General features: G+C 59.2%; 15 protein-coding genes and 1 pseudogene. 10 read left to right on the top strand and 6 right to left on the bottom strand.

Going from position 1 to position 17,465, the window contains the following annotated elements; all coding sequences use genetic code 11:
- Positions 1-28: 28 nt before the first annotated feature.
- Positions 29-226 (top strand): annotated as a pseudogene (locus TX76_RS18715) (hypothetical protein); the annotation flags it as partial.
- 249 nt (positions 227-475) lie between these two features.
- Here the strand turns inward: TX76_RS18715 and TX76_RS15880 are convergent.
- Positions 476-1,198: an AIM24 family protein gene (locus TX76_RS15880; RefSeq protein ID WP_049903828.1), complete on the bottom strand. Its 723-nt coding sequence runs from the start codon at positions 1,196-1,198 to the stop codon at positions 476-478.
- 295 nt (positions 1,199-1,493) lie between these two features.
- On the opposite strand from TX76_RS15880, the gene TX76_RS15875 reads away from it, so the two are divergent.
- Positions 1,494-2,258 (top strand): hypothetical protein, encoded by a 765-nt coding sequence (locus tag TX76_RS15875; RefSeq protein WP_154019115.1) that lies wholly within the window; start codon positions 1,494-1,496, stop codon positions 2,256-2,258.
- A 316-nt stretch (positions 2,259-2,574) separates the two neighbouring features.
- Complete coding sequence (locus tag TX76_RS16925; RefSeq protein ID WP_154019114.1) at positions 2,575-2,829, top strand: hypothetical protein; 255 nt, start codon at positions 2,575-2,577, stop codon at positions 2,827-2,829.
- Positions 2,830-2,921: 92 nt separating this feature from the next.
- Here TX76_RS16925 and TX76_RS15865 read toward each other — a convergent pair whose 3' ends face one another.
- The 3 genes from TX76_RS15865 to TX76_RS15855 form a co-directional block, all read right to left on the bottom strand.
- On the bottom strand, positions 2,922-3,668 hold the full coding sequence (locus tag TX76_RS15865) for a hypothetical protein (protein ID WP_049903825.1): 747 nt from the start codon (positions 3,666-3,668) through the stop codon (positions 2,922-2,924).
- 41 nt (positions 3,669-3,709) lie between these two features.
- Positions 3,710-4,495 (bottom strand): helix-turn-helix transcriptional regulator, encoded by a 786-nt coding sequence (locus tag TX76_RS15860; RefSeq protein ID WP_049903822.1) that lies wholly within the window; start codon positions 4,493-4,495, stop codon positions 3,710-3,712.
- A gap of 328 nt (positions 4,496-4,823) precedes the next feature.
- Entirely contained in the window at positions 4,824-7,013 is a 2,190-nt protein-coding gene (locus TX76_RS15855; protein ID WP_079890867.1) for a histidine kinase N-terminal 7TM domain-containing protein, read from the bottom strand.
- Positions 7,014-7,458: 445 nt separating this feature from the next.
- On the opposite strand from TX76_RS15855, the gene TX76_RS15850 reads away from it, so the two are divergent.
- From TX76_RS15850 to TX76_RS15830, 5 genes are all read left to right on the top strand, one after another.
- Entirely contained in the window at positions 7,459-7,893 is a 435-nt protein-coding gene (locus TX76_RS15850; RefSeq protein ID WP_049903818.1) for a DUF4870 domain-containing protein, read from the top strand.
- Positions 7,894-7,926: 33 nt separating this feature from the next.
- The gene (locus TX76_RS15845) at positions 7,927-8,541 is read left to right on the top strand and encodes a hypothetical protein (protein WP_228842412.1); all 615 of its coding nucleotides are present in this window, start codon (positions 7,927-7,929) and stop codon (positions 8,539-8,541) included.
- 176 nt (positions 8,542-8,717) lie between these two features.
- Positions 8,718-9,308, top strand: a complete 591-nt coding sequence (locus TX76_RS15840) for a PsbP-related protein (RefSeq protein WP_154019112.1) — start codon at positions 8,718-8,720, stop codon at positions 9,306-9,308.
- 80 nt (positions 9,309-9,388) lie between these two features.
- The gene (locus tag TX76_RS15835; protein ID WP_049903812.1) at positions 9,389-10,327 is read left to right on the top strand and encodes a hypothetical protein; all 939 of its coding nucleotides are present in this window, start codon (positions 9,389-9,391) and stop codon (positions 10,325-10,327) included.
- Positions 10,328-10,636: 309 nt separating this feature from the next.
- A complete protein-coding gene (locus TX76_RS15830; RefSeq protein WP_154019111.1) occupies positions 10,637-13,483 on the top strand; it encodes a hypothetical protein in 2,847 nt (948 codons plus the stop codon).
- A gap of 422 nt (positions 13,484-13,905) precedes the next feature.
- Here TX76_RS15830 and TX76_RS15825 read toward each other — a convergent pair whose 3' ends face one another.
- Positions 13,906-14,640, bottom strand: coding sequence for a hypothetical protein (locus TX76_RS15825; protein ID WP_049903806.1), 735 nt, complete (start codon positions 14,638-14,640; stop codon positions 13,906-13,908).
- 199 nt (positions 14,641-14,839) lie between these two features.
- Between TX76_RS15825 and TX76_RS15820 the strand changes: the two genes are divergently transcribed.
- Positions 14,840-15,391 carry a helix-turn-helix domain-containing protein gene (locus tag TX76_RS15820; protein ID WP_049903804.1) on the top strand — a complete coding sequence of 184 codons (552 nt, stop codon included), beginning with the start codon at positions 14,840-14,842 and terminating at the stop codon, positions 15,389-15,391.
- Between the two features lie 227 nt (positions 15,392-15,618).
- Positions 15,619-16,770, top strand: coding sequence for a tyrosine-type recombinase/integrase (locus TX76_RS15815; protein WP_049903802.1), 1,152 nt, complete (start codon positions 15,619-15,621; stop codon positions 16,768-16,770).
- A 421-nt stretch (positions 16,771-17,191) separates the two neighbouring features.
- Here TX76_RS15815 and TX76_RS15810 read toward each other — a convergent pair.
- Positions 17,192-17,465: phosphoenolpyruvate carboxylase (locus tag TX76_RS15810; protein ID WP_154019110.1), on the bottom strand; the 274-nt coding region annotated here is incomplete at its 5' end.

Raw genomic sequence — 17,465 nt, 5'->3', positions numbered from 1 at the left:
TACACCAGCGCCCGCCAGTGGTTTTCTGTATCAAGTGTATCAATATTTGATCTCCCCGAACAACTATAGTGACGGCGGCGGTTTACTCAACCAGCAGGATTTCCAGAGGTGGTCGTGGCGATTCGACGAGTTCCTCGGGATGGTACGGCGAGCAGCGGAGACGGCGCTCGCGGTGCGTCGCGCCGTCCCCGCAAACAAGCCACCAGACGACCGCTTCAGGCGCTAATCCACCGACCGAGAACGCCCGCTCGGCGAGTGGCAACACCGTCGCGTCGGCGGCGTTCCGCCGCCGACTGCGACAGGTACGATGCTCTCGGTGTCGAACCGCTCTCCTCAGCAGTTGCTCGGTGCCGATTGCTCCACCCAATTCAGGTCTCAGAAGCAGTCAACTGGCGTGCTTTGTGAGGTACTGAGAGTACGTCGTTTTGTCCGTCCTCACGAACGGCGACGAATCACAGCCTCCAAGCTGTCGAACTTACAGGAAATCGCTGACGCTGACTCCCTGGCCGGTTCCACCGCTTTCGCCGCTCCCGCCACTCTGGTCGGGATTGACCTCCTCGTAGGGCTGGAGGATCACGAACCCGTCTTGGCCGGCGAACTCGAGCTGGAAGGTCTCACCCGAGGAGCGTCCGAGGAAGCTCTTGATATTCAGGTCGCGATTCGCGCTCGGCGAAACGTTGGCGCTCCACGCCACGGTCGCGTGGGGATCAGTCCGAACCGGTGTCGGGACGACGAGTGGGTTGCCGTGGGTGGTGATGGCGATATGTCCTGGTCCTTTGAGGTAGACGTTGAACAGCCCGCCTGAAGACGCCCCGGCGATTGAATTCATCATCTTGATGTCCCAAGTGATGCTCTCTTCGAATGCGAGGACGTCGTTGCCGTTCACACTGATTTCGTCGTCGGCATCGAGTTCGAGGATCTGAACCTCTTTGCCTGCGTCAGCGAGGTAGAGGTGGCCGTTTCCTTCAGCTCGCATCATCACGCCGCCCTCACCGGACACTTTCTTTTTCAGCATTCCTTTCAGTCCACCGGAGGACTTGCGCTCGAAAGAGATGTCACCGGTGTAGCCGATCATCGATCCTGCCTTGCTCATGACGCTTCCATCGAGCGAGACATCGAGGAGTTTCGAGCTTTCGAGCTCGAATGCTTCTGCGGTCTCCTGTGGTCCATGCGAGTCCACGAATTTGTCGAGATCCATTGTTGTTGTTTCCCGAGCTACCCTGGAGGCAACTCTATCGGAGGGAAACACCCGTATCGAGTTGTAATCACCGCGTGAAACCGTTTCAGTACCCGAGACGATTCCGGATGCTGAGACAATTATACTCGATGAGTATAATCCGGCATCACCCGTTCTCAGCGGTGTTGACGGAACCCACTCGTACAGTCGGGCGGACGAGCGGACGAACAGAAACAGCAACGACAGGACAGGTAATAGGATGATGAAACGTGATGGAACGACGAAGACAGTCGTAACGGCGCGAACCGTAGTCACGATGGTTGTGACACTCAGTACCGTTCTGGCTGGCTGCGCTGGCGTGATCGATAGTGCGGAGGAGCGGGCGAACGATGCAGTAAACGAACGGGTAAACGAAGCGGTGAACGACACGTTCAACGACACGATGGGTGGCGTACTCAATGCGTCCGCAGTGGGCAACCTTACCGACGTGCCAACCAACGTGACGCCGATCGGCTTCGGTTTCGATCGGCCGGAGACGTACACCTACGAAATCGCGATGGGCCAAGGCGATCTCCCGAGTGCCGAGGGTCGCCAGGCTCGCGGCCAACTCGTCGTTGATGTACAGGAAGCCTCCGACGAGACGGCCACGCTCACGACACGCTACGAACTCGATGGAAAAACGATGGAGCGACCGATTGCGGGGACTCAAGAGGAAGTCGCCTTCGGGTTCATGAACGTCACTCAGGCCACGAACGCCTCGCCGGCACTAACCGACCTACAAACCCATATGAATCTCGCAGCCACGCTGGGGACGAGCCTCTATCTTGCGGGGTATGTGACTCCCATCGTCAAAGGCCAGCCCCTCCCGTCTGGAGCCGATGAAGCCGTCAAATACGAAACCAAGGGTACGGACTCCTATGCGGGCGTGGAGTGTTCTGTCACCGAACTCAGCATCAACGGGACGCGAAGTGCCGAGAGTTGTGTCTCGACCAACCTCGGACTGCCCGCCTACGTGGTTCTCTACGACGAGAACGCCACGGCCGATACGTGGATTGAACTTGTAAAATATGAGCGACCGTAGCCTACAGCAGTTCATTTGTTGGCGGTTGGGAACGATTAGCGACGCGGTTGCGGTGACTGCGCGGCTCGCTGCAGTGTTCGCCCACACAGAGGCTCTCATACAACGGCCACTCCTCAGCAGCGCGGCTACGACATCCATTGCTACTGTACGGCAGGCTCAACACCTGCCGCTCAAAAGCCTACACGGGAGTCTCCGGTGGCTCCGGAGGCTGTGTTTTACCAGACCGCGACCGTCGGAACCGTCAGTTATCGTTCCACAGTCGAAAGAGATGGTAGCGAATCTGCTCAGGCGGAACGACTTCGTTCCGGGGTGGGCGGTGTCGTACAACTACCCCGACGAAATACTCAACTTTCGGCGAATCGAACGCTTCGCGCATCCATCCGGGTTCGACTGGTGGCAGGTCCACATTCGCGGCTACGACCATGCCGATGGCATCGAGTTGACGGCGCATTTCGAACCCGAACCCAGACGGCATCCACGCGCGCATATCACCCTCTTTGGTCTCGACACTGACCGCGGCATGGAAACGCTGCTGGAACTGCTTGATCACTACGAAACCGAGTACGACTGACTCGACAGTCCTGTCAAACCAGACTCCCACTCGCTGTCGTCGTCACGCTCGGTTTGACCGCTGTGTATCTGTATTACCGATGCGTTATTCGTCTATTGGAGCACTGTTTCGGCAGCCTTCGGCCGGAAGCTGTACAGAACCTGTATCCCGAGTTTCCATAGCTCCTCGATACAGCCGGGAGATTCGTCGTTAATCTGGTCCGTAGTGTCGTCAGTGTGGCCCGTGGTGAGTTTGGCCAGGTAGAAGCCACTATCGGCGGGGAGGACGACCGTCCACTGGTGGGACTGCTCTCGGGTGTCGACACTGACGGCCACCGCTCGTCTGCCAAACTGGAGTGGGTCGATTGTCTTTCCTCTCGGCTGGTTTCGGTACGTGTCGTGCTGGTATCGTTCGAATCTCTCGGTCTTTATCGGCTGGAGTGTTTGTCTGATCTGTAGTACGTGTGAGTGTGTGCCTTCTCCCTCTGTTGACGGAGCTAACTCGACTGTCACGACGCTCGTATCGTTGATGACAGTCGTGACGTGCCAGGTCATGGGGCGATCAAACGTGAATACAAATTTTCCATCCACGTTCTCACAGGGCGTCATTTCTGGCCAGAGTTGGTGGTTGGTGACAGTCGCCACTGCCCGTTCAGTATCGCTTTCGTGAGTGGATTCGTCGATCGACGACTGTTCCTTGCTCGGCACTATCGTGGCCGTTTGGCTCCTGTATCTCACATTGCTGTCGGAAATATCTCTTCCCTCGGGAACCGAGTTCCCACCGCCGTCAACCCTCACACCCATCTTCGCCGTCGCTTCCATACCGCCATTGGTCGTCTCCATTTGTTCGATCTCGTTCATCGTGTGTGTTCTCCATAGCGTATTCCCTGCAGTCAAGCAATTTAGACGGGCCGCAGAGATGGATTGGGGTGCATCTCGAACCGTTCGGCCTCTGTCCAATAGGCGTCGTATATCGTTTCGGCCCACTCGTACGCAGCGGGCTCGTCGGTGTCGATAAATGCCTGTAGCGCGCCAGTAGTCTTACAGTAACTCCCGACCCCGACCCGTTCATCGAAGAGGACAAGTCCGTGCGAGATGTCAGCATGAGCACGAACATCGAGAAAACCGCTTTCGACCATTTCTGCCATCTGTTCTGGATGCGTCGATAGAAGATGAGCGGCGACGGCCGGTGGATAGACGAGTTCCGTCTCCATACCGTCACAAACCCGCCTGTGTACCGCATCGAGGTGCTGTGGCGAGAGTGTCGTGGTGTCGAATCCACGCAGGACTCTCGTTTCCTCGATGAGTGAGCAGTACCGCTGCACTGGACGATAGGGGTCGCTCGGCTCGGCAGTCGTCACAGTCGCGTCTGCGAATGCTGTGACATCGAAGGCGAGATATCGGTCTTGGATGGTCTCCAGGAGGGGAGTGAGCCGGTAGGCCGTCTCGACGTTCCGCGTGAATTCGGCGACTACGTCGGCGATCGCTTTGCCCAATCCCGTGAGCGTGAACACTCCGTTCGATCTCTCGACGAGACTCATTTCACTCAGTGTCCGCGTGAGCCGGTGGACGGTCGGTTTCGACACGTCGAGGCACGTTTCGAGGTCACGACGATCCAGTGGCTGCTCGCGCAGCGCGGTGAGCGCTGGTGCGCGCCTGACGAGCGTGATGAACGCAGTTGTGTCCATCACTGGATTCTCCGCCATCGTGTTATGAGGCGCCCGTGAGGTGGTGCGTGAAGCATTTTGGGCTGCTTTCTCTTCTGCCGATTCCGTATTCGTTTGTAACACTGTTCTTTCGGTTGTTGCCATGGTATCGTTCTCCATGCGGTTAGAGCGCACTCTGGAGGGTATAGCCGGAGGCTAGATATCATAAACCGACGCCGATAGAGGGTTCCTGACCGTGTTTTTCTCGAAAAAGTCACGTCTCGCGTTTCAGTATCATATATGCCCACGGAGTGTATCTGCCCAACGAGCGAGTCGGCGATTGCGTTCACTCACTCTCCCGTTTTCGTGGTCAATCGGTGTCGTCATTCTGGTCGAACAGGCTATCCAGTAGCTGTTCTTCTGCGCGCCGGAGATGTTTGTGGAGAGTCGGTGAACTAACAGTGATCGATTCGGCGACTTCCTCCGCAGTCCGGTCGCGGGGCCACCGGAAGTAGCCAGCGCGATAGGCAGCCTCCAGCACTTCGCGCTGACGGTCGGTGAGTTCGTCAAGAGTATCGTCGGGGAGCGCATCCTGTCGACCTGTCTCTACCGGGCGATCGAGGTCACGCTTTACAGCCAGCGTCGCTCTCGGACAGTACTCGCGGACGCGCTCTGTGAGTGCTCGAATATCCGTCTCTGGAGCGACTTCGACGACCACCCGGTACTCTCCCTCGTCGGCCTCCGCGGTACGGACATTCGCTCCGCCTTCCGAAAGTGCCAGTAGTGCCGATTGATCCGTCAGTGTGAACTCGACCATGTCGTCTGCGTCATCGACTATCCGGGTGCCGGCGATAGCTTCAATACCTGACGCGGCGTCCACAACGTGCTGTGCGGAACCATCCGTGGCTTGGTAGTAGACGAGTATCTCGTCATCACTCGCGGGCACGAGTCCGTTGAGAGAGAGTCGACAGGCGGCTTTCGCCGTGACCTCTGCGAGTGTATCGTCGGGACACCGAAATTCGAGTTCGGTCACGGTGTCGGCAAGCAGTAGCCGCTGGTTCTCGACGGCGTTAATGGCTTGACTGATCGTATCGCCGAACTGGCCGAGAACCGTGAGCTCTCGTGACTCGAACGCATCGGAGCGCGTCGTGTAGAGAACGAGTGCACCGTAGATCGACTGGCCGTATCCCAACGGGACGACCGCCCATGAGCCGTGTTCGGTATCGAGAACGTCGGGTAGTGTCTCGGAAACCGACGGAATGGACTCTCCAGTGGATCCCGTTGTGGGAATCACTATCGATGTGTCAACGCTCTCGATTTTCTCACCGCCATTACCGGCAACGATTTCATCGGTTGGGTCGACGACGATACTCGCTTCGGTGTACAGGGACGAGGCAGTCAGCCGGTCACAAACGACGGTCTCAATAGCGTTCCGGCTGGTAGCGCTCACGAACGCTTGAGTACTGTCATGGATGGCCTCGTTGAGCTGATCAAGCTGTGCGAGCTCGTCACGCTGTTTTCGAAGGCGGTGCTCGCGGCGCTTGCGCGCGGTGATGTCGTGGAGGACGAGCGTATGTCCGATTTCGCGGTCACGCCGGTCCGTAATCGTAGATGACCGCGCCTCGTAGAATCGCCCATCGATATGGAGTTCAGCGAGCGCGTCCGGCACATCGAATTCGATGACGGAAGTGTCGATGAGGTTTGCTGCCGGTGCACTGAGTACTTCTCGGGGATTGCAGTCGAGGACATCGGCGGCTTCGGGATTGAGATAGATGACGTGATAGTTGCTGTCGAGAATGAGTATACCGTCGTCGAGGGTGGCGATGGTGGTATCGCGTCCCAACCGGCGGGTCGCAGGCATCAACTCGAACAACCGACGACGAAACAGTGCGTATCCAAACGTGAGACCCGTGACGGTGAACGCAAACGGTGTGACGTCGATTCCCGGCAATGGCGTCACTTCGGTCACAGATACCGCGTTGCCGACCAGTGGAACGGTCGTGCCGACGACCAGTAGGACTGCCTGATCAGTAAAGAGGTAATCGGAGACGAACACCAATCTGAGTATCAACAATGTTCCGGTGCCGATGAGCGCGTAAGCGTAGACCACAAATACCCAGTACCAATCACCGGGCAGTCTGGTAGCGATTGCGACGCCGCTGGCGACGTAGACGCGGGTGTCCGCCCAGACGAGACCGTGTAATGGGTTCGTCAGTCCAAGTGCGAGTGACACCACCGGAATTATCGATAGCAACAGCACAGTTCGTCCCGAGACGAGTTCGTCGTGACCGGTGTACGCCAGGGCAAACAGCACCCAGAAGACCGGGACGAATACGGTCGCGGCCCACTGTCCTTGCTCAATGAGTAGATGTATCTCTGGGTTTCGCGCCAGTAGCGTCGCGGCCGCACAGACCGTCCAGACGGACGTCGCTGCCATCAATCCGGCGAACGGGGCCGCTCCGGGTTCGTCCCGGCGATGCCACGCGTAGACCGCTAGCCCGCCAGTGATCGCAGCTGAGAGGCCGAGCAGCGCAACATACATAACCGCTAAAAGAGTCATCAGGGGCTCCCGTCTCCTAGCCGGACTGTACTGAATCGGTTCTCATCGGACTGAATCCTTCTACCATTCTCGTGTGTCTAACTACCTATAACTACTGGATGAATGTGAGATACAAGTGAAAGCTACTAGTTCCTGTATGATGCGAGATCGGGCCCGACCGCTCATCGATTCTCTGAACCCACAAATCAGACCAAATCGTCGATTGGGCCGATTCTTCGAGCGCTACTATTGCTCACCGTAGACGGCTCCAGCACGAGTTACGAGAGCAGCGAGGTGAACTCACCAAACAAAACTGTCTCAGGCCGTGAGACGGTTTCAGGTGTTGAGACAAATCTACTCGGTGACTATAATCTGGTGTCACTCTTTTCCATAGTTGTGAGCGGACGAACCCGCCGCCGTTTGTGCGGACGAACGAAAGACAGCAAACGAAACACGGAGAAAACCAATGGCAAGCAGCACACAAGACATCGAACAAGAGCCCGCGGCACCGGCTGCGGAGAGCGAATCGGGACTGGATAGCAACGTTGCGGGGGCACTATCATACCTGTTCGGCATCGTTTCGGGACTGATCTTCTTCCTGATCGAGAAGGACGACCGATTCGTGCGGTGGCACGCCGCTCAGAGCATGGCGTTCAACGGTCTGCTCATTGTGACGTACATCGCCCTCACCTTCCTTGGGACGGTTGTATCGGTAGCGTCGTTCGGCAGCAGTTCGGGCATGTTCCTCGTCGGGAGTCTGTTCTCGCTGATCCTCGGTCTGGTCTGGCTCGTTGTTGCCGTCGGCGGGTTCGCCGCGTGGGTCTACCTGATGGTCAAGACCTACCAAGGCGAGACACCCCGCCTTCCGGTGGCAGCGGGCATCGCTGATAAGTTGGTCTGAGAAGCGATGAACGACCACGAATCAGGAGAGGAGATGACGGATACAACCGAACGGCCATACAACGGGCGAGCGCGTCGGACCATCGCCACGAGAGCGATACGCGCGAACGTCGCTCAACGTTCCGGCAGCGGTCGGTCCGACAACAGCGGAGATGGAATCGACAGTGACGGCGGTGCGGACGAAGACGGATCGGACGGAAAACTGACGTTCAAGACGTACACCGACCCCGAGTACGGCTATCGGATCACCTATCCCGCAGATTGGACGGTCGAGCCGGAGGTGCCAGGTGGGGCATCGTTCGGTGCCCGAGTTGGCTCGGCGGGAGCAGTAGTATACGTCGACGAGGGACTTAACCTCACGCTTGGGGAGTACGTCGCGGCTTTTATCGACGACCTCGCGGCCGACGAACACGTCCGGGCTGTCGAGGCACTTGACCGTCGGGACATCGCGCTCGAAAGCGGCGAAACCGGCCGGGCGGTCGAGTACGTCTATCGGAACGGGATGTGCGACCAGCGCTGGCAGCTCGCGTATCTCTTCGTTCTCGACGGCACGACTGGCTACACCCTCGGGGTGGACTGGAACGATGACGACCCGTTCAGAGAAATCGCGGTGCGGATCGTTGATTCGTTCGCCCTCGGGGCGACCTAACCACGGACAGACGACAATGCAACACACTACTACGGACGACGGACAAACTGACAGACGAACATACCTGAAGGCGCTCGGCGCGGGCGCGCTCGCCGCTGGTATGGTAGGCGTCGCAGGCTGTGTCGGCGGCGGTAGCAGCGGCTCGGGCGGCGGCGGTAGCTCAGGCGGTAGTGACAGTGACTCGGGCGGCGAAAAACGGGACCGACGGCAGGAGTGATGCCAGCGACGGCACACAGAACGGCAGTTCGGCCGACTCGAACGCCGACACCGACACCGAGGCCGACGCTGGGAACGGCGGCGACTCCGGAGCGACGGGGAACGATGCATCCGGGTTCGAGACGTACACTAACAGCGAGCACGGGTACAGCCTCGAATATCCTGCAGATTGGGAAGTCTCCGAAGGGGGCCCGGAGGAGTCGGAAAGCGTCCACCTCGAAGGAAGCGACGGCTCGGACGTTACCGTAGACGTCGAAGAGTCTAACGGGCAAACGGCGAAAGGGTTCGCCGACGGGGTGATAAGCGCATTCGGGGATCGCATCGAGGTCGTATCACGCGAGGAGATGGCGTTGTCGAGCGGTCAGAAGGGACATTTCTTCGAGTACAAGATCAACAGCGACGAGACTGGGGCCGTCACTCAAACGAAATTTCTCTACGTAGTCGCAGATGGGAATCTTTACCAAATCGAGGCGGGATCGGGAACCGGCATCGATGAGGAAACCAGCCAGCTTCTGGACAAGATCATGGAGTCGTTCACCATGGGTAAGTGAACCGAACTCTGCCTCGGGGGTCGAACCCACACCCAACAAGAACGATCAACGACGAACATTACAACGCGAATCACGAACTCATGCACGAATCAAGCGGACGAGACGGACGGAGCGGGTGGAAGAGATTACTGAGCACGAAGCTGAATGCGCGCGTCCTCGTGACGCTCGCGCTGGCGCTGGCGGTCGTTCTCGCGGGCTGTGCTGGAATCGGCGGCCTCGGCAGTGATGGCGATTCAGTCGCGGAGGCCGACACACCGAGCGGTAACGAGCCGGACGGTGACGCAGGTGACGATGCCACGACCACGACCGCCGCATCTGGCAGTGACGACGGCGATGGGGCTGACGACGATTCCGACGGTGCGGACACGGGTTCGGGTAGCGATGGTGGCGACGCCGATGCTGGCAATGGAAGTGGAGCCGACAACAGCGGGGATGGGGCGAGCGCTGCTGGCTCGGTGTTCGGTGGGGATGCCGAGGCAGAAGAGAGCTGGTTCAACCTGAGCCGGCCGGGTCACTATGCGTTCGACCTCGCAGGGATGGATCAAGAAACCGGCGAGCAGGTCACCGGGCGGCTGATCTATGACATCGAGGCGGCGGGCGAGGGCGAGGTGACGACGAGTGTCGACTACGAGTTCGGCGGCGAGCAGTTCCAGTCAAGCACGACCGGGCCAGCCGAGGAGGCCTCGGCTCAGCTGTTCCTCAACCAGGCCTACGTGCCGGTCTCCACGCTCCAGAGTGTCTCCCTGCTCTACCTCTTCGAGATGGGCTTCACCGATCCATCGGTTGGCAATCGCAAGCAGAGCTCCACCGAGGAGGGCACCCAGGTCACCGAAGTCATCGAGAAGCGCACCTACGGGGGACTGGAGTGCTTTTTCGTCCAAACGACGCTCGACGGCCAGCCCTCTCGTGAGGGCTGCATCCGCGGCTCCGATGGCGGGATCGCTCCCTACGCGGCCATCTACACCGAGGACGGCGAGCTCGAACTCAAAGTCGAACTCGTTGAGTATGAGCAGGAATAGCTCCTGGGTCGCACCGCATCGGGGCTACCTGAAAACCACACGCAGGACACCAACCCGACCACAATAATGGCGAAGAACAAACAATCACCCGACGAACGCACGATAGCCTCCGGAAACCTGACGACCGACAGACGATCGCTGCTAAAGACGGTCGGTTTGGGTGCCGCCGCGGGGATGGCGGGATGCCAAGGGATCGAACTCGGTGGACTGAGCCGTTCGAACGACGGGCATCTCCCGTTCGATGTTTGGGAGGAGATACAGGCGGCGCTTCGGACCAGCCCTGATCACCTGCCCGCCCGCGCTGAGCAGTTGGTCACCGAGGGCGATCCCGAGATCATTTTCCGGTTCGTGCGCGATGAAATCGCCACGTATCCGACTGAAGTGAACGGTCTGAGTGGCACGGACGAGGTGACGCGTTGGGGCGTCCGCAGCACGCTACGCGGCGGCGCGGGGACACCCCGTGAGAAGGCAGAACTACTGGCTGATCTCTATCACCGCGCCAAATTCGACGTCGAGGTGCTTGTCTCAGATCGGCTCGTCGACGACCGCGAGCGAAAGGAGGCAGCCGTCCAGGACCTCCTCTGGCGTCCGATCGAGCGCTCCATCGCTCCGGATATCGGGGAGAACCAGCTCGCCGAGTGGAACGAGCGTCTAGGGCTCCCGACAGAGGAACAGCCCGAGGTCGAGGCCATCGACGGCGACGGTCAGCAGAGTCTTCGGCTCGCTGATTCGCTCTTCGAGCAGCTACCGGACGAGCGACGAGCACCCCACGAGTTCGACTGGCGCTGGGGAAGCACGCCGATCGTACGCGTCGTGGTCGATGGTGAAGAGCGCTACGCGAATCTGTTCACCCCGGGCGTCCCGTTCGGCGAGGCCGGAGTGTCACCCGAGCGTCTCGAAGAACCCCCCGAGGCGACCGAGCCGCTACCGATCGAGATCACCCTTTCGGCCGCAACAGCCGACATTCCCGAGGAGCCGTTCGATCTCGTGACGGGGACGTGGAGCGCCGACGAACTGGTCGGTCGCCAACTGCTCGTCCAGACGCTGCCGGGTATCGATCCGTTCGAACGTCCTGACGTAACGTTCCGTGACATCCAGACGTTCCTCCCGGGACTGACGGTCCAGGCGATGGATCTGAACGAAGAGGAGATGAACCAGCTCTCGGTCATGGGTGACGCCGTGACCCGTGCCGGCGACCGTCTAGAGGTGCATGACGACGGCACCGTGTTGCGCAACGGCGAGCCGTTCGTCGAGTCCGAACCGGCGGCTGTTACAGCTGACGTCGCCGAGCTCGACGTCACCGCTGACAGCGGCCGGTATCCGGAGATCCGTCTCAACGTCCGCGCATTCAACACGGATGGAAATCCGGTAGAGGGACTCCCGGCGACAGCGTTTGGAGTCATGGACGAAGACCAACCGGTCGGCGTGGCTATGACGACCAATCGGGCCACCCCACGGGTAACGCTTCTCTCCGACACGTCGAGTAGTATGCCGAATCGGTACCTCGGTGAGGGGATGGACGAACTGGTAGGGACCCTCCGCCAGCGTATCATCAAGACGTACCCGAACGCGAAAATCACGCACTGGGAGACCAGCTCCGACATTTGGACGTACCTAAATCGGGCTGCAGGCAGTGACGCTAACCTCATCGTCTACGCCACCGACGGACATGTCAACGACGAACTCACCCCCGAAATCGAAACCGCACTCCGACAAGGGCCCCCGGCCGTGATGTTGAGCGTTCACGACGACGATACCGACGAGACGCTCCAGCAGATGGCCGACATCACCGATGGTGCCTTGGAACCCGCAAGCGAGCACACTGCCGCTGAGGCAGCCATCATGGATGCCCTCGCGGAGCACGTCCCGGAACTCCCGACGTATGTGCTGACATACGGTGTGCCATCCGACACGTCGGGGAAGCGGGAGGTCACTGTGAGCCTGGGGGACGACACCGAGGGTCGGGATCAATACTCCGTTCCCGATTCGTCGGCGGTTCCGCCCCATCTAGCCGGTCTCTATCTCACCGTGACTGTGAACGAGAAGGAGGTGACGCGCACGCTGGCTGGCTACGATCCCGCCCGCCATTACCAGCAGGCCGTCACGCAGGGGATGATCGACGAAGTCACTGGGGCGTTGTTCGGAAGCCATACCTTGGCCTTCGAGGCCGCCGCACCACCGTTCTCGGTCTGGTTCGATGACCTCTTGGGAGCGAAACTCTCCATAGCAGGGCTCGACAAGGCGCTGGTGGACGAAGATCAAGAGGAGATACAGCGACAAAAAGAGAAGGGGTTCGCACAGATTCCACCGGAAGTGTTCCAACTCACGGCCCCGTTACCGGAAGCGATCACTGACCGATCGTTGACGTTTCAGACCGGTCCCCGAGTGGCGCTGTATCAGCAGCGGCCAGTCTTTGGCAGGGAGTACATCGTGCGCCACGCCGACCTCCTCCCGTTCGCGGGATTCGCCACGGCGGCGGCCGATCCGGAGGAGGCGTTCCGCCGTACTCTCGATAAAACCGCCCGCTTGGCCGTGGTCGAGAGCGCGCTGTTCGAAACCAGCACTCGTTCGCTCTTGGCGGAGGCTAATCTGCAGGAATATGGCGACGTGGATGACGACGATTGGCGAGACGAGCAACGTGCCAAGTGGGAGAGGTTGCTCGATCCGTACAACGGGCGTGACTATCAGTTGCTACCAGCGGACGGGACCTTCGAATCCCTCTTTGCCGCCTTCTGGAACGTCGACTACGAGACGGGCGAGGTGATGGGAATCCTCGAGGATGGTAGTGGTGGCGGTACAGAGGCAGCGGGTATCCGCAGGCAAATCGAGGAGATCGATCGTGTCATCAGTATGCTGAACCTCTACATCGCCAGCGCCGCGGCCGCCGGTGCATTGACCGGACCCGGTGCGTTCGCCCTGGGGGTCGTCGCCGCCTATGGCCAGACCTTGGCACGACTGTACGGCGCTGCCGCGCTCACTATTACTATTATGGATGCGTCGAAGCTCGACGAACAGGTACGTGCGGCACTCCTGATGCTCGCTTGCAACGTTGCGAAGTCGATCGTCTACACTCTGGCCGACGACTGGTTGTCACCGCTTGTCGAGGATCTTCTGGGGGCGGCAGGCCTCCCGAACCCCGCTTCCTGTCCAGGATAAACACGAACACGCTTGGCTGGTGCTCACGGTGGGCGGGTTCGCCGCGTGGCTCTACATGATGTTCAACGCCTGCAAGGGCGTGTCTCCGCGGATGCCGGTCACGGCCGGCCTCGTCAACAAGCTCGTCTGAGGGCATAGAGAGGGCATCGCAGAGCGAACAGACGAACCAGAGGGGACGAACAGCACGGTGACGCACGACCGGACGGAGACCGGATCAACGGTTGCCCGAGCGGTGATGGCCGGTTGCGCGGCGACGGCCATTCCGACGATGGCACCGACGACGAGGCCGCTGATGGAACCACCTACGGTGCTCGCCACTGAGCGTGAGCGGCCGACCGCTGAACGAGACGCCTTTGACACCTTTCACGACCATATCGAGGCGTTAGATGCATCACCGTCGTAGTCGACGTCCGGTGGTGTAGTTAGAGGACGTCATCTGGCTCCCAGTCGGCTTCCCATTGGGGTAGACGTGGACCGGGAACGGTGTTCGCCTGGTCCCTCAGTTCTTCGGTGGTAAACCACGGGTGACAGTGGTCGGTTCGTTCGAAATCACGGAAGAAGCTGAGATGCACCCAACTGTACGAAGCTGGACTCTCGTCCGATTGCTCTCGCTGTCGAATCGTCTCCTCGATCTCTTCGCGTGTGATGTCGATGTCGTGGTCTTTGACCAGCCGATATAAACCTTCCAACTCAGATGCTTTCTCTTCATCGTTGAGATCATCATTGAAGAAGATCTGGAGGGCAGCGCGACGCACCTCGTTCGGACTGCTCACTTTGCCGTCAGTCATCCACGCGTAGTCGCGCGGGAGGACGTGCGTCTTCTTGAAGTAGAGCGAATAGATGACGCCGAGTTCAGGACTTTCGCCACCGGATTCTTTCTCGTAGACGCCGACAACCCAGTCGGCGTACGTCGCCGTGAGATGAAGTTTGATCGCGAACGCCGATCGTTCGTTGAACTCCGGATCACGGAGATCGCCGACGACCGCGGCGAACGTATCAGTTCGCTTGTTGAGTTCGCTCTGGACGAGACGGAGGTTCTGTTCGAAACCGTCGCGGTAGCTGCCGAGCACAAGATACGTCGTCCGGCCAGAGACCTCGAAGGCGGGCACCTCCGTCCGGAGGAAGTCGATGGCCTGTTTGCGGTCAGCAACACTCAATGGCACCTGTAACGCCCGACCGAGAGCCTGTTTGAGTCGTGCTGCGTCGTCGGGAGGCGACGGGGGCATTGCAGTCGGAATCAGCTCGATACGCCCTTAGTCGTTCCGAAACGACTTGGTAATCGACAAATATACCAACTTAGTATATCTCACTGGGTATAGCCAAACCATTATATCGCCGCAGTTCCAAGCGACGAACATGAGCGAAACGCCTTCCGCCACCCCTGCCTCACCCTTCGAGGCACAGCGCGAGATACACGAGCTGCTGTCGCAGGAGACCCGTCACCATATCCTCCAGGCGATTCTCGGCCACCCGACACACCTGCTGTCGTTGACGGAGTTGGGCTACTACATTCAGAAGAGCGAATCCGCGATCCTCGACCAGCTTGACGTACTGAATAACCAGGATCTCATTGCGGTGTACATCGCTGAGGAGAACAAAAGCAAACGGGATCAGCCGAGCAAGTTCTACGGCCTGACCGAACGAGGTATCGAGGTACTGGACGAATTCAAATATCTGCGCGGTGTGCCGGTTCTCCGGGCTGTCCACGACAATACGGTCAAACCCGAGCGGATCCAGCGACACGAGGATGCACCTCGTCCGGAACTGCCGGATGTAGTGGCCAATGCTCTCGAATTCGATGAGGAGGCAGTAGACGCTGATGAGCTCGAAGATACCGCACGCCAGTCCATCTTCGCGGACAGAGCCACTGATGAGGAGGCTGGAGCGTTCGACGATCTATTTCTATAGCAGCATATAGTATATAAGTGCGGATAACGGTTACAGACCGTTTCTATTCCACGAATTCGACGGAATTACCGGAATGGCTGTTTACTCGTGCTTAATCGAATAAGGACGGGTACTTTTACAACCAACCCCGCCCTCCCCCACAGCACACCAGATGCGACAACCCAGAACCCGGGTTACTCGCCCTGAAAGCGGTGATCAATCCAGCGAACGCAGTGGAGACGCGTAGCGTGGTGCGCATCGAAGCGGTCGTCGAGGACTTTCTAACGGACAAGGGGAAAGGTCAGCGTGGTGAGAGCGGGAACTACCGCCAGGACGCAGGTCGAGAGCTCGCTCGGTTTGCCGACTTCCTTGCCGATCACGAGGACACTGTGACGACGTTCGAGGACTTGGACTCAGGACACCTCCGCGAGTACGCTCGCTACCTCGCCCGTCAGGGTTGGACGGCGGGCACGGTTCGGACCTACTACGCGTACGTCTCGGCGTTCTGTGGCTGGGCGGTTCGCGAAGGACATCTTGCCGAGAACGTTGCCCAGCGGCGCAACGCGACCGAACCCATCCCCGACGACGGCGGTCACAAGAGCGGCGACCAACAGGCGTGGTCCGACGACGATCGCCACCAGCTCACGACGTTTGTCGACGAGCAGGCGAGCACCGCGATTGACGACGTCAACAATGATCGAGAGACAGCCATCAAGGCCTGCCGTGACCGCGCTCTGGTGTATCTTCTGTCGTACTCCGGCGTGCGAGGTGCGGAGATTCTCCGAGATAGGAGTGACGAGCGACGGCAAGGAATTCGATGGGAAGACATCAACCTCGAGGATCGCTACGTGACGGTGTTCGCGAAGAAGCAGCGCCTCGACGATCGGGGTCTCCCCCAGCCAGCACTCCATCCGCTACGAATGTACCAGAAGGTCCTCGACGCACCAGACAAGAGCTGGCCGGTGTTTCCTTCGTTCCATCGACCAACGCTCTCGAAGCGGGTGAGGGATTCGCTGACCTCCCGCGGGTACACCGATACGGAGATCGAAGCGATGTATACAGACCGCTCGCTGATCGAGGTCTGCGTTGAATTCGATATCACGCCACCGTCGATGACGACTGACGCAGGCCGACACGTCCTCAAGCGACTGTGCGATCAGGCAGGTATCGAACTCGGCGACGACCACGACTATCTGATGCCCCACGGCGCTCGACGCGGTGCGGGTGAAGTTCTCGTACGAACGTCCGGGCATGCGGCCGCCGCCCGAGCGCTCGACAACTCCGAGGAGGTAGTTCGTGAGCACTACTCACATATCGAGGCCGGCGAACTCGCCAACCAGATGACCAACGCGTTCAAAGAGGCGGATCAGCAGGGTGGGTCCAGCACCGATCGAGAATGATGTACTCTCTGAACTCGGGCAGGTAGAGTGCTCATACACGACTGAGTTCGAAATTGATACCGAGAACTCTAATTTCATAAATGATTGTATGTAGAGGATCAATATAACTGATCTCTGAGTCAAGGCCGACTGAGAAACTCGCCTGCAAGGTGGACCATGACAGACGAGGATTCTCCGGAAGCAGTCGGCCGTTTCAACGCATGTGCTTCTCCTTGAAGAATTTGTGGGCAGAACACCAGAGAGTACCAGAGTATGTACATCGCTAAAGTCCATCTTTTAATGTATCGACTGAATAGCTGCGGCCCTGAACGAGTGGGCAGTCCACATCCAAGCAAGCGTTGAGGCCGGTGGATTCTGGCATGAATCACTGAAATCCTACTGCACCTCACTTTTTAGCCACATTTGAACACCGCCGCATTCCTTACCCGGTGTTCTTCATGCCGGCAGCGATCCCCTTGACCGTCAGACGCAGTGCCCGCTTTTCGGTCTCGGTCCGGTGCTCGCGGTCGAGGAGATGAGTTTGAAGCACGTTCAGCGGGTCGACATAGGGGTTTCGGCGGTGGAGGCTCTCGCGGAGCCACCCACGGTTCACGAGATTCTCGCGGTCACCGATGGTCGTCGCGAAATCGGCCGCCCGCTCGTACTCCGCCTCGAACACCGGAAAGAAGCGCGCTTCCAGGTCGGCGGCGGCGACC

The organism is Halococcus agarilyticus (assembly GCF_000334895.1).
Classification (GTDB): Archaea; Halobacteriota; Halobacteria; order Halobacteriales; family Halococcaceae; genus Halococcus; species Halococcus agarilyticus.
This window is presented reverse-complemented; position numbering and strand designations above follow the sequence as displayed.

Excerpts from the sequence above, each read along its gene's own strand:
- TX76_RS15820 (WP_049903804.1), top strand. The coding sequence starts at position 14,840 with ATGAGCGAAACGCCTTCCGCCACCCCTGCCTCACCCTTCGAGGCACAG.
- TX76_RS15860 (WP_049903822.1), bottom strand. The coding sequence starts at position 4,495 with ATGGACACAACTGCGTTCATCACGCTCGTCAGGCGCGCACCAGCGCTC.
- TX76_RS15855 (WP_079890867.1), bottom strand. The coding sequence starts at position 7,013 with ATGACTCTTTTAGCGGTTATGTATGTTGCGCTGCTCGGCCTCTCAGCT.
- TX76_RS15875 (WP_154019115.1), top strand. The coding sequence starts at position 1,494 with ATGGTTGTGACACTCAGTACCGTTCTGGCTGGCTGCGCTGGCGTGATC.
- TX76_RS15835 (WP_049903812.1), top strand. The coding sequence starts at position 9,389 with ATGCACGAATCAAGCGGACGAGACGGACGGAGCGGGTGGAAGAGATTA.
- TX76_RS15850 (WP_049903818.1), top strand. The coding sequence starts at position 7,459 with ATGGCAAGCAGCACACAAGACATCGAACAAGAGCCCGCGGCACCGGCT.
- TX76_RS15845 (WP_228842412.1), top strand. The coding sequence starts at position 7,927 with ATGACGGATACAACCGAACGGCCATACAACGGGCGAGCGCGTCGGACC.
- TX76_RS15865 (WP_049903825.1), bottom strand. The coding sequence starts at position 3,668 with ATGAACGAGATCGAACAAATGGAGACGACCAATGGCGGTATGGAAGCG.
- TX76_RS15880 (WP_049903828.1), bottom strand. The coding sequence starts at position 1,198 with ATGGATCTCGACAAATTCGTGGACTCGCATGGACCACAGGAGACCGCA.